This window comes from Pseudomonas neuropathica (genome assembly GCF_051174785.1).
GTDB lineage: Bacteria > Pseudomonadota > Gammaproteobacteria > Pseudomonadales > Pseudomonadaceae > Aquipseudomonas > Aquipseudomonas neuropathica_A.
In genome coordinates this window covers 3,207,250-3,220,343 of the sequence record NZ_CP195111.1, presented here as the reverse complement: position 1 = coordinate 3,220,343, position 13,094 = coordinate 3,207,250, and the positions used below count along the sequence as shown (strand labels likewise).

Below are 13,094 nucleotides of genomic sequence, written 5' to 3'. Positions count from 1 at the left end.
GGTGTGATGTTCACTCAGGTGCCGCAGCCACTGGTCTATGCCGAAGCGTTGCTGGCGCAGTTCGCCAGTCTGTCGCGTGCGGCGGACGGTGCTGCGTTGCTGGGTGACTTCGTGCGTGGTCTGGCCGAGCTGAGCGGCTGCGAATTGACGCAGCTGTATCTGCTCGACGCCACTCACACGTGCCTGGGAATGAACGCCGAATGCCTCGACGGCGCCCTGCAACCACGCGAAGCGGCGAGCCTGCCGGCGGATTACAACGGTGAACAACTGCTGCAATTTGCCCTGTGCCAGAACCGTGTGGTGTGCCTCGACGACTTGAGCGGCAGCCTGCACGAAACCAGTTTTCTGCCGGCGGCGACCTCGCCGTGGCAGTCGCTGTTGTGCGTGCCACTGGTCAATCAGCACAAAGCTGTTGAAGGTTTGCTGCTATGCGCCAGCCGTCGTCGTACCAACCTGCAAGGCTTCGCCGATTCCCTCGGTCAGCTCGGCTCGTTCGTCCTGGGCCAATTGCATTTGCTGCAACGCCTGCGTCAGCCGCTGGTGGAATCGGCAACGGTTGCGCGCAGCGTGCCGAGCATCAGCGGCTATGGCTTGATCGGTAAAAGCGCGGCGATGCGTCAGACCCATTCGCTGATTAGCAAAGTCCTGCACAGCCCGTACACCGTGTTGTTGCGCGGCGAAACCGGCACCGGCAAGGAAGTCGTCGCGCGGGCGATTCACGATTGCGGCCCGCGTCGGTCTCAGGCGTTCATCGTGCAGAACTGCGCGGCGGTCCCGGAAAACCTGCTGGAAAGCGAGCTGTTCGGCTATCGCAAAGGCGCCTTCACCGGCGCTGATCGCGACCGCGCCGGTCTGTTCGATGCAGCCAATGGCGGCACGCTGTTGCTCGACGAGATCGGCGACATGCCGCTGTCGTTGCAAGCGAAGATCTTGCGCGTGTTGCAGGAAGGCGAGATTCGTCCGCTGGGCTCCAACGACACTCATAAAATCGACGTACGCATCATCGCCGCGACCCACCGCGATCTGTCGACGCTGGTCAGCGAAGGCAAATTCCGCGAGGACTTGTACTACCGCCTCGCGCAATTCCCGATCGAACTGCCGGCCCTGCGTCAGCGCGAAGGCGACATCCTCGAACTGGCCCAGCACTTTGCCGAGAAGACCTGCACGTATTTGCAACGCGATCCGGTGCGTTGGTCGAGTGCGGCGCTGGAACACCTGTCCGGCTACAACTTCCCCGGCAACGTGCGTGAACTCAAGGCCTTGGTCGAGCGTGCGGTGTTGTTGTGTGAAGGCGGCGAGTTGCTCGCCGAGCATTTCTCCCTGCGCATGGAGGCAATGCCGGAAGACAACAGCCACTTGAATTTGCGCGAACGTCTGGAGCAGGTCGAACGCACTTTATTGCTCGATTGCCTGCGCAAGAACGACGGCAACCAGACCCTCGCCGCCCGCGAGCTGGGTCTGCCGCGACGCACGCTGCTGTACCGGCTCGGCCGCCTGAACATCAATCTGGGAGATTTCGATGGGTAGGCAAAAGATCATCGATTTTCCCGCAAAAACCAATTTCAGCGCCGCCCGCAAGGGTCGGCGCTTTGTGCTTTGTCTACACCTGGAGACCCTCTGATGTCTGTTCGTCACTGGCAAGCTGTCCTGCTGACCCTCGTCGTTCTATGCGGCCTGGGCGGCTGTAGCGGTAATTACAAATTCAACGACAACGACTATCGCCCGTTGGGTGATCCGCAAGCGGTCAATCGCGGCAAGTGACCGCAAGGAGCATCAAACATGGAATTGGTTTTCGAAATGCTGAACACCAAGCAGTTCGTGCCCACCGAGTTGTGCCAGAAGACCTTTAAACAGGCCGGCGGCGTGATCGGGCGGGGCGAGGACTGCGACTGGATCATCCCTGACCGCAAGCGTCACCTGTCCAATCACCACGCGATTGTCAGCTACCGCGAAGGCACGTTCTTCCTGACTGATACCAGCAGCAACGGTGTCCAGGACGGCGAGAGCGGCGCGCGTCTGCACAAGGGCGAACCGGTGCGTATCGAGCACGGCAGCACCTACGTGCTGGGTGACTTCGAAATTCGCGCGCGGCTGGTGCGCGACCCGGCAACCTTCGACGGTGAAGTCGGTCGTCCACGCGCCGCTGGCAGCATCATTCCCGACGACGCGTTCCTCGATCTCGATCCGCTCAACGCCCTCGAACAGCAAGAGCGCGTGTACTCGGAAATCGACGAGCTGCTGGCGCCGAACACCAAGCCTGAGGATTCCCGTCAGCGCGCCGATTACGCACGCATCGACATGGAAAGCCTGATGGTGCCGGAGCTGATTGCCGCGCCCGCCGAACCTGAGCCCGCTCCGGCGCCGAAAGCCGTTGAGCGTCAAAGCGAAGGTTTCTGGGAGCACTTCGGTGCGGCGCTGGGCGTCGATGTCAAAGGCCTCAGCCACGACGAACGCGAAGCCCTGGCGCTCAATGCTGCGCGTCTGTTGCGCCAAAGCATCGGCGGTTTGCAACAGAGCCTGCGCACCCGCTCGGAGCTGAAAAACGAACTGCGTCTGGCCCAGACCACCGTGCAAGGCACCAACAAGAATCCGCTGAAATTCGCCGTCGATCCGAGCGAAGCCCTGCAGATTCTGTTGCAGCCAAGCAAGCCCGGACATCTGCCGGCCGAGCAAGCCATCTCCCGCGCGTTCCGCGATTTGCAGGCGCATCAGGTGGCGTTGCTGACCGCCAGCCGCGCCGCCGTGCGCGGCACGCTGGAGCACTTCTCGCCGGAGCAACTGACCCTGCGTTTCGAGCGTGACAACAAGCCGTTGATCGCGACGTCGGGCGGGCGCTGGAGAGCGTTCGGCCGTTATCACCAGGCGCTGCGTCAGGACGATGACTGGAGCGAACGTCTGCTGGCCCGCGACTTCGCCCAGGCTTACGAAGAACAGATCCGCCTGATCTCCACCCTCCACACCGACCACCAAGGATGATGCGCATGTCTCGCCGCTCGACCGCTTTTTTCAAGACGCTGACTGCGCTCACCGTACTGGTGCTGCTCGCCGGTTGCTCGTCGCTGTCGCCGTACTCGAAAGTGACCAAGATCAACCTGAAGCTGACCGGCAGCGATCAGCTCAACCCGGATCTCAACGGTCGGCCGTCGCCGATCGTCGTGCGCCTGTTCGAACTCAAGCACCCGGTGACCTTCGAGAACGCTGATTTCTTCAGCCTCTACGAGCGCGCCAAGGAGTCCCTCAACCCGGATCTGGTGGCCAGCGAAGAACTCGAACTGCGCCCGGGTGAAACCGTGGAGATGAAGCTCAAGGTGGAAGAGGGCAGCCTTTATGTCGGCGTTCTCGCCGCTTACCGCGACTTGCCCGACACCCAATGGCGCCACACGGTTCAGATCACTCCGCTGGAAGTCACTGAAGTCGATCTGACTCTGGACCAGACCGGCATCCGCAACACCAATCAAGTGCTCGCCAAGGCGGATGACTGAACATGAATACCCACAAAGTCATTTGGCAGGAAGGCATGCTGCTGCGTCCGCAGCACTTCCAGCACAACGATCGTTATTACGATCACCAGATGAAAACCCGCACGCAATTGCTGGGTGGCTACACCTGGGGTTTCCTCAATCTGGAGATCGACCTGCAGTTCCTCAACATGGGCAAACTGGTGATCAGTGAAGCCTCGGGGATTCTGCCGGATGGCAGCCTGTTCGAACTCGGTGGCAACACCGAGCCGCTGGCGCTGGACGTACCGCCGAACACCGGCAACACGCCGATCTATCTGGCGCTGCCGCTGGTCACCGGTAACCACATCGAGTCGCGCCGTCCGGAGCAATCCGACGTGCTCGCGCGTTACACCGCGTACGACGCCGAAGTGGCCGACTCCAACGCCGGCGACGATTCCGCCAGCCAGGTCAGCTGCGGTCGCCCGGACTTCAAACTGTTGCTCGGTGAGCAGCAGAGCGATCAGGCCTACGTGAAGCTGAAGATCTGCGACGTGCTCGACACCACGCCCGATGGCGTGATCAGCCTCGATCCGGATTTCGTGCCGACCTACATTCAGGCCCACGCTTCCAGCTATCTGCTGTCGTGCCTGAAAGAAGTCATCAGCATGCTCAGTCACCGTGGCGACACGATCGCCGAGCGGATTCGCTCCAACGGCAAGGTCGGCGGTGCTGAGGTCGGCGACTTCATGATGCTGCAACTGATCAACCGCACCGAACTTTTGCTGCGCCACTACCTCGGCCTGGAGCAGGTGCACCCGGAAGAGTTGTATCGCACGCTGCTGACCATGCTCGGCGATCTGGCGACCTTCTCCGGCGAAAGCAAACGTCCGCGTCTGGACAGCCGCTACTCCCACGCCGACCAGGGTGGGAGCTTCCGCAAACTGATGGAAGCGATTCGTCAGGTGCTGTCGATGGTGCTCGAACAGCACGCCATCGAACTGATCCTGCAAGCGCGTCAGTACGGCATCATCGTCTCGCCGTTGCACGACCACAAACTGCTCGGCTCGGCGTCGTTCGTGCTGGCAGCCAGTGCCAACTGCGACTCCGAAGAACTGCGCCACCGCTTGCCGGCGCACCTCAAGGTCGGCCCGGTGGAGCGTATCCGCCAACTGGTCAACCTGCACTTGCCGGGGATCAAGGTCAAACCGTTGCCGGTGGCCCCGCGGCAGATCGCGTTCCATTCGAACAAAACCTATTTCATCCTCGAACTCAGTTCCGAAGACCTGGCACAACTCGAGCGCTCCGGCGGTTTCGCGTTCCATGTGTCCGGCGAATTCGCCGAGCTTGAACTGAAATTCTGGGCCATCAGGAACTGACCGACATGATCAAGGAAACGGATTACAACCAGGACGACAAAACCGTCCTGCTCGATCGTCAAGGCCACGGACCGGCATCGAGTCCGCTGACCGACTTCGCCGCGCCGCCGCGTTTCGAGCAACTGGAAGAACGCATGATCTACGCCGCGCGCCTGCGCCCGGCCGAAGCGTTCAACATCAGTCTCAATTCGCTGGTGGCGGCCTCGTCCGAGCTGCTTTCGGAAGTGGTGCGCCTCAAGCACAGCGAAACCCGCGAAGACTTGTACGCACTCAACGAGCGTCTGACTGCCGGGCTGAAATTGTTTGAAGTACGCGCCCTGCACAACGGCGCCGAAAGCAGCCAGGTGATGGCCGCGCGTTACGTTCTCTGCACCGTGGTCGACGAAGCTGTCGTGACCACACCGTGGGGCAACGAAAGCGAGTGGTCGCAGATGAGTCTGCTGAGCAGCTTCCACAACGAAACCTTCGGTGGCGAGAAGTTCTTCCAGTTGCTCGATCGGCTGTCGAAGAACCCGGTCAAGCATCTGCCGATGCTCGAGCTGATGTACCTGTGCCTGTCCCTCGGGTTCGAAGGCAAGTACCGCGTACAGGCACGCGGCATGCTCGAACTTGAAGGCATCCGCGATGCTCTGTATCGGCAGATCCGTCAGTTGCGTGGCGACGTGCCGCGCGAGTTGTCGCCGCACTGGGAAGGCTTGAACGATCAGCGCCGCAACCTGGTGCGCATCGTGCCGGCGTGGATGGTGGTGTTGTTCACTTTCGTCTGTCTGGTGGTGATGTATTCGGGCTTCGCCTGGGTCTTGGGCGAGCAGCGCGACACCGTTCTGCAACCTTATCAGCCGCTTGATCCGGCCGCGGTGCAACCGCAGTCGCAGCCGTAAACAGGGACGTGTGATGAAAAAGTTTTTCAAGAAAGTCGGCGCCTTCCTGCGCCAGACCTGGGTCTGGACCTTGCTGCTGGTGCTGTTCGTGGCGCTGCTGGTGTGGTTCGTCGGCCCGTTGTTGGCAGTCGATGATTACAAGTTCTGGGAGAGTCCGACCTCTCGCTTGCTGACCATCGCTGTGCTGATCCTGATCTGGGGCCTGACCATGGTCTTCGTCAGCTGGCGCTCGGGTATCCGCAAGAAAGCCGAGGAAGAAAGCGAAGACGGCCAGGACCGCATTCGCCGCGAAGAGCTGATCGACGAAGAGCAGAAAGAGTTGAAGGCGCGCTTCAAAGACGCGCTGAAAACCCTGAAGACGTCGAGCCTGTATCGCGGCCGCAGCGAGCGCTGGCGCAGTGACTTGCCGTGGTACCTGTTGATCGGCCCACAGGCCTCGGGCAAGACCAGCCTGCTGGACTTTTCCGGTCTGGAATTCCCGATCAACAAGATCGACCGCAAACTGACCCGCGACACCCTCGGCACCCGTCATTGCGACTGGTACTTCGCCGACCACGGTGTGCTGATCGACACCGCCGGGCGTTACACCACGCAGCCGGATGTCGAAGTCGATGGCGGTGCCTGGACGACGTTGCTGGAGTTGCTGCGCAAGCGTCGTCGCGGTCGTCCGTTGAACGGCGTGCTGGTGACCATTCCGGTGGAAACCCTGCTCGGTGGCAGTGAACAGGACATCGACACCCTCGCGCGCCAGGTTCGCGGCCGACTGCAAGACGTGCATCAGAAACTGCACGTCGACGTGCCGGTCTATCTGGTTCTGAGCAAGGCTGACAAGCTGCTCGGCTTCGACGAGTTCTTCGATCAACTGACCCGCGAAGAAAGCGATCAGGTGCTCGGTACCAGTTTCCGCAAGGATCAGGTCGGCACCGACGTCGCTGTGTTGCGCAATGAGTTCGAAGAGCTGCTGCGTCGCCTCAACAGCCAAGTGATCATGCGCATGCACTCCGAGCGCGACACTCAGCGCCGTGGCCGCATCCTCGACTTCCCGCATCAACTCGGGCTGATCGGCGAGCGCCTGTGCCTGTTCGTCGACATGGCGTTCACCGGCAACCGTTATCAGCGTGCCACGCAACTGCGTGGTTTCTACCTGACCAGCGCGCCGCACCTGACCCAAGAGATGGATGCGACTACCGCCGGCATCGGCGCCAGCCTCGGCATGAGCGCCGGCGTGCTGCCGACCCTGCGCAGCGGTCGTTCGCGGTTCATCCACCACTTGTTCAGCCAAGTGATTTTCCCTGAATCCGATTTGGCCGGTCTGGACAAGCGCGAACGCAGCCGTATTCATTGGGGCCAACGTGCCCTGTATGTTGGCGCACTGGCGGCGCTGGCACTGTTCGGCATGCTCTGGGCGGGCGGTTTCTCGGCCAACTACGAGCGTCTGGAAAACCTGCGCAATCTGGCGCAGAACTGGACGCAGCAACGCACGGCATTGTCGCCGCGTGATGACGCCATGGGCGTGCTGAAAACCCTCGACACCAGCTACGCCGCAACCCAGGTGTTCCCGAAGAAGGGCGACGTTTCGTATCACGAACGCGGTGGTCTGTATCAGGGCGAAGACGTCAATCCAGTGGTCAAAGAGGCTTACGAGCGCGAGCTTGAAAAGCAACTGCTACCACGGGTTGCAACCATGCTCGAAGGGCAGATCCGCGCCAACATGAAGGACCGCGACCGCCTGCTCAACAGCCTGCGCGCGTACCTGATGCTGAACATGAAGGATCGTCGCGACGCCGCGTGGCTCAAGGACTGGGTCGCCACTGACTGGTCGACGCGCTACACCGGCAACACCGCGGTGCAGAACGGTCTGAGCGCGCATCTGGAGCGTCTGCTGAAACAGCCGTTTATCTACCCACTGAACGATCAGTTGGTCACTCAGGCGCGTCAGGTCTTGCGCAGCGAATCGCTGGCCACCGTGGTTTACCGCATGCTCCGCGAGCAGGCGCGCAATCTGCCGGACTACCGTTTCAGCCAACACCTCGGTCCACAAGGCTCGCTGTTTATCGGCACCGAATACGTAATCCCGGGTTTCTACACGCAAACCGGTTATCAGCAGTACTTCTCGGTGCAGGGTTCGGCGCTGGTCACCGACATCCTGCGTGACAACTGGGTACTCGGCGAAGGTGCGGGCATCAGCGACATGGACTTGCGTCGCCTGATGGTCGAGCTGGAGCAACTGTACTTCCGCGACTACGCCAACTATTGGAGTGAAGCCGTTGGCCAGGTTGCCCTGCCGCCAATCAGCGACGCCGGTGAAGGCGCCGAGCAACTGGCGGGTCTGACCTCGGCGAATTCGCCGGTGCTGGCATTGCTCACTGAAGTGCGTGAGAACACCCGCTTCCAGGCGGCAGCAGATCCAGTCGAAGAAGCTGGCGACGCTGCTGATGCCCTGGCCGGGCAGAAAGGCAAACTGGGTAAAGTCGGCAAACTTGCCGCCGCCGCAGCGGACAAGGCTTCGGCCCTGAACGTGGCGAAGACTCTGCCGGACACCGCGAAGAAGTCGCTGCAACGCCGCTTCGAACCGCTGCATCGTTTGCTCGATGACAACAACGGCCCGGCGGCGGACCTGACGCCAGCGCTGAGCGCGCTCAACGACCTGCAACTGCAACTGGCCGGTCTGGCCCGTTCCAGCACACCGGAACAAGCCGCGTTCGAAATGGCGAAAACCCGCATGAGCGGCCAGCGTGATGCGCTGACCAACCTGCGCAATGCCTCCAGCCGTCTGCCGCGTCCGCTCAGCGTTTGGTTCAACGTGCTAGCCGAAGACTCGTGGCGTCTGGTGCTTAACGATGCTTACCAATACCTGAACGGCCGTTATCAGAACGAGCTGTACAGCGTGTATGGCAAGACCATCAGCAAGCGTTATCCATTCAGCGCGAGCAGCACCAGCGACGTAGCGATCAGCGATTTCCGTGAGTTCTTCCGCGCTCAAGGCACCGTCGACCGCTTCTTCGACAGCTACATGCGTCCATTCGTCAGCGGCGATCCGGGCAACTACCGCATGCGCAGCGTCGATGGTCACAGCCTGCCGGTATCGAAGATGTACCTGGACCAGATGGCGGCAGCGCTGACGATTCGTCAGAGCTTCTTCTCGATCAACCCGGCCGAGCCGACCGTGCAGTTCAAACTGGAACCGTACACCCTCGATCCGGCGGTCAGCCGTTCCGAGTTCAAGTTCGGCGACAAGACCATGGAATACCGCCACGGCCCGATCCTGCCAATGTCGTTCAAATGGCCGACCGATGCTGAAGACGGTCGCACCAGTCTGGTCATGGACAAAATGGCCGGGCGCCCGATCGGCATCGAGAAGAACTCCGGCCCATGGTCGCTGTTCCGCCTGTTCGACCTGATGCAGACCGAGTACCTGACCGGTCGCGATGTACTGGTGCTGAAAGCCGACGTAGGTGGCCTGCGCGCCAACTACCTGCTGACCAGCCAGCGCACGCCGAACCCGTTCGACATGGGCGTACTGCGCACCTTCCGTATGCCGGTGCAGCTCTGATGCTGGTGGCCAGTGCCTGGCGCAGCGCGGCGCGTACCGACCCGGGCAAGGTGCGGGCGCGCAACGAAGATGCCTTCCTCGACTCGCCACACCAGGGGCTGTGGGTGGTCGCGGACGGCATGGGCGGTCATCAGGGTGGCGACATCGCCAGCCAGTTGATCGTCGCCAGCCTGGCTGAACTGCCGCAACACGAGGACTTCGACGAACGCCTCAAAGCCATCCGCCAGTGCCTGCACTGGTTGAACCGACGTTTGGGGCAGGAGTTGACGGTCACCGCCGGACGCCACGACAGCATCATGGGCAGCACCGTCGTCGCGCTGCTGGTGGAAGGCAATCGCGCGGCCTGCATCTGGGCCGGCGACAGTCGTTGCTACATGTGGCGCGGGCAGCGGTTGTATCAGCTGTCCAAGGACCATTCGCTGCAGCAGCAACTGATCGACGAGCAACAAATGAGCGTCGAACAAGCGGCAGCGCACCCGGCGGCTCAGGCCTTGACCCGAGCCGTCGGCGCCGCCGAAACACTGACCCTGGATGTCCTCGAACTTGAGGTCTATCCGGGCGATGCGTTTTTGCTCTGCAGCGATGGTTTGTATCAGGGCCTAAGCAGCGATGCCCTCGGCAACGCCCTCAGCCTCAGCGCGCCGCACGTGGCGCTGGAACGTTTGTTCGACGGCGCCCTGCGAGGCGCTGCGCGGGACAACCTGACTGCCGTGGTGATCCGCCAATGACCAATATCGAATCACCAATCGATGATGTGCTGATGAGCGAAGAGCAGGCCAACAACCTGACCTACTTCGCCTTCGCCAAGGAAAACAAGGCAGAACCTTTGCTGGCGCCAACCAAGGCCAGCATCGGTGCACTGCCGGATGTACTCGCCGGTCGCTACCACCTCGAGCGTCTGCTCGGGGCTGGCGGCATGGGCGCCGTTTACCGGGCGCGGGATCTGCTGCACGAACAGTTCGGTGATCCCGATCCTTACATCGCGCTGAAAATCCTCAGCGAAGAATTTGCCGAATCGCCGGACGCCAGTGCCTTGCTCTACAGCGAGTTCGCCCTGACCCGACGCCTGCGCCACGACAACGTCGTGCGTGCACACACCTTTGAAGTCGACACCGATTGCCAGCGGGCCTTCATCACCATGGAGTACATGCGTGGCCTGACCCTGGACAAATTGCTCTGCGAGCGGCCACTCGGCCTGCCGTGGCAAGAACTGCGCGACATCGTCCTGCCGCTGCTCGACACGCTGGCCTACGCCCACGGTCGCGGCGTGCTGCACGGTGACATGAAACCGAGCAACGTCATGCTCAGCGAAGACGGTTTGCGCCTGTTTGACTTCGGCCTCGGTCAGGCAGAGGAGGGCGTATTGCCCGGCCTGCCGCACCTGAGCCGCGAGCGTTTCAACGCCTGGACTCCGGGCTACGCCGCCCCCGAACTGCTTGAGGGCCAACCATTGTCGGCCAGCGCGGACGTGTACGGCGTGGCCTGCGTGATCTTTGAGCTGGCGGGCGGCAAACACCCGTTCCGCCGCTTGCCCTCGACTCAGGCGCGCGACGAGCACTTGGAGCGCGAGCTGCAAGCGCCGGCGAACTTACCGAAACACGGCTGGCCAGCGCTGCGCACCGCGCTGAGCTTCGACCCGGCAGAACGCAGCATCACTGCCCAACAATTGCGTGACGCCTTGGGCGCCACTTCGTCCTGGCTGCAACGTCTGCGACTTCGGGCGTAACGGATGACATTCGAACAGGGAGCACTTTATGTTCAACCCAGCTAACGAAACCCACTTCAGCCTCAAGGTCGAAGACTACGTCGGCGACCTGCAAGTACTGTCGTTCACCGGCACCGAAGGCATCAGCCAGCCGTTTCGTTTCGACCTCGAACTGGTCAGCGAAAACCCTGATCTGGACCTCGAACAACTGCTGCACAAGCAGGCGTTTCTCGCATTCGATCCACAAGGCTCGGGTATCCACGGCCAGATCTACCGCGTCGCCCAAGGCGATGCCGGCAAGCGCCTGACCCGCTACAAAGTGTCGATGGTGCCGCAACTGCAATACCTGCATCACCGCACCAACCAGCGCATCTACCAGCAGATGTCAGCGCCGAAAATCATCGCGCTGATCCTTGAGGAGCACGGCATCAAAGGAAACGCCTACAGTTTCCAGCTGAGTCAGCCGTGCCCGGACCGCGACTACTGCGTGCAATACGACGAAACCGACCTGCACTTCGTCCAGCGCCTGTGCGAAGAAGAAGGTATTCACTACCACTTCCAGCACAGCGACAAAGCCCACCTGCTGGTGTTCGGCGACGACCAGACTGTGTTCCGCAAACTCGGCCAGCCAACCGCGTACGTGCAGGGCAGCGGCATGGTCGCCGAAGAACCGGTGATCAAAGGCTTCAAACTGCGCCTGGAAACCCGCACCAGCCGCACCACGCGCCGCGACTACGACTTCGAAAAACCGCGCCTGCAAATGGAAGCGGCGTACAAACCCGAAGGCGCTCTCGATAGCAAAGATGCCGAACCGGATCTGGAAGACTACGACTACCCTGGCCGCTTCATCGACCGCGCGCGCGGCAAGTTCCTCAGCCAACGCGCCCTCGAACGCCACCGCGCCGACTACCGCCAGGCCGAAGGTCGCGGCGACCAGACCAAACTGGTCAGCGGCCACTTCATGGAACTGTCCGACCACCCACGCACCGAGTGGAACGACCTGTGGCTGCTCACCGAACTCTTCCACGAAGGCAAGCAGCCGCAAGTCCTCGAAGAAGGCGTGACCAGCGACACCACCGACAACAAGGACGACTTCCACCAGGGCTACCGCAACACCTTCCTCGCCACCCCGTGGGACGTGTTCTACCGCCCGGCCCTCGAACACCCGAAACCGCGCGTCCTCGGCAGCCAGACCGCCATGGTCACCGGCCCCAAAGGCGAAGAAATCCACTGCGACCAATACGGCCGCATCAAGGTGCAATTCCACTGGGACCGCGAAGGCCAGGCCGACGACAAAACCAGCTGCTGGCTGCGCGTCTCCAGCTCCTGGGCCGGCGACCGCTACGGCGCCATCAGCATCCCGCGCATCGGCATGGAAGTCCTCGTCACCTTCCTCGAAGGCGACCCCGACCAACCGCTGGTGACCGGCTGCCTGTACCACAAGGAAAACCCGGTGCCGTACGCACTGCCGGCGAACAAGACGCGCAGCGTTTTCAAAACGCTTAGCTCTCCGGGGGGCGGTGGCTACAACGAGCTGCGCATCGAAGACAAGAAAGGTGCGGAGCAGATCTACATTCATGCGCAGCGTGATTGGGATGAAAACGTTGAGCATGACCAGAAGATTCGGGTCGGTAATGAGCGTCATGACACGGTGGTTAAGAACACCTACACCGAGCTGAAGGCTGAGGAACACCGCACGACGATTTCCGATCGCAAGGTTGAAGCGAAGCTGGATGATCACCTGACGATTGGGCAGAACCAGCATGTGAAGCTGGGGACTGCGCAACTGACCAGTGTGGGGAAAGAGATTCACCTCAAGGCTGGGGACAAGATTGTTATTGAGGCGGGGACGGAGCTGACCATTCTTGGGGGTGGGAGCTTTATCAAGCTCGATGGCGGTGGGGTTACGGTGGTTGGGCCGGTGATCAAGATCAATGCGGGTGGTTCTGCGGGGTCGGGGACTGGCATCGGGATTAAACCGCCGGTGCTGCCGGGGGCGGCGGATAAGGATCAGGCGGGGAGTTTGATGGATCAGGCGATTGCGAACGCGCCTAAAGAGCCGAAACCCGATGTGGATTATCCGTTCTCGTTGTAAAGCGTAGTTCTATGGATCTGAAATGAATATAAATGGATCATATC

General features: G+C 61.4%; 10 protein-coding genes. All 10 read left to right on the top strand.

Translation table 11 applies throughout. From position 1 onward, the window contains the following. The first annotated feature begins 6 nt into the window (after positions 1–6). Positions 7–1,527 carry a sigma-54 interaction domain-containing protein gene (locus ACRRSD_RS14735; RefSeq protein ID WP_435034100.1) on the top strand — a complete coding sequence of 507 codons (1,521 nt, stop codon included), beginning with the start codon at positions 7–9 and terminating at the stop codon, positions 1,525–1,527. 93 nt (positions 1,528–1,620) lie between these two features. After that, complete coding sequence (locus ACRRSD_RS14730) at positions 1,621–1,761, top strand: hypothetical protein (RefSeq protein WP_007920296.1); 141 nt, start codon at positions 1,621–1,623, stop codon at positions 1,759–1,761. Positions 1,762–1,779: 18 nt separating this feature from the next. Beyond that, a complete protein-coding gene (gene tagH / locus ACRRSD_RS14725; RefSeq protein WP_064116459.1) occupies positions 1,780–2,976 on the top strand; it encodes a type VI secretion system-associated FHA domain protein TagH in 1,197 nt (398 codons plus the stop codon). A gap of 5 nt (positions 2,977–2,981) precedes the next feature. Then, positions 2,982–3,482, top strand: a complete 501-nt coding sequence (gene tssJ / locus ACRRSD_RS14720; protein WP_007920299.1) for a type VI secretion system lipoprotein TssJ — start codon at positions 2,982–2,984, stop codon at positions 3,480–3,482. 2 nt (positions 3,483–3,484) lie between these two features. Beyond that, positions 3,485–4,816, top strand: coding sequence for a type VI secretion system baseplate subunit TssK (tssK, locus tag ACRRSD_RS14715; RefSeq protein WP_064389585.1), 1,332 nt, complete (start codon positions 3,485–3,487; stop codon positions 4,814–4,816). Positions 4,817–4,821: 5 nt separating this feature from the next. After that, a complete protein-coding gene (icmH, locus tag ACRRSD_RS14710; protein ID WP_016985783.1) occupies positions 4,822–5,697 on the top strand; it encodes a type IVB secretion system protein IcmH/DotU in 876 nt (291 codons plus the stop codon). Positions 5,698–5,710: 13 nt separating this feature from the next. Then, positions 5,711–9,250: a type VI secretion system membrane subunit TssM gene (gene tssM, locus ACRRSD_RS14705; protein WP_435034099.1), complete on the top strand. Its 3,540-nt coding sequence runs from the start codon at positions 5,711–5,713 to the stop codon at positions 9,248–9,250. Next, a complete protein-coding gene (locus ACRRSD_RS14700) occupies positions 9,250–9,978 on the top strand; it encodes a PP2C family protein-serine/threonine phosphatase (RefSeq protein ID WP_435034098.1) in 729 nt (242 codons plus the stop codon). The genes tssM and ACRRSD_RS14700 overlap by 1 nt, the downstream gene beginning before the upstream one ends. Beyond that, positions 9,975–10,976, top strand: a complete 1,002-nt coding sequence (locus ACRRSD_RS14695; protein WP_435034097.1) for a serine/threonine-protein kinase — start codon at positions 9,975–9,977, stop codon at positions 10,974–10,976. Before ACRRSD_RS14700 ends, ACRRSD_RS14695 begins: the two co-directional genes overlap by 4 nt. Positions 10,977–11,004: 28 nt before the next feature. After that, entirely contained in the window at positions 11,005–13,050 is a 2,046-nt protein-coding gene (locus ACRRSD_RS14690) for a type VI secretion system tip protein VgrG (RefSeq protein ID WP_435034096.1), read from the top strand. Positions 13,051–13,094 lie beyond the last annotated feature (44 nt).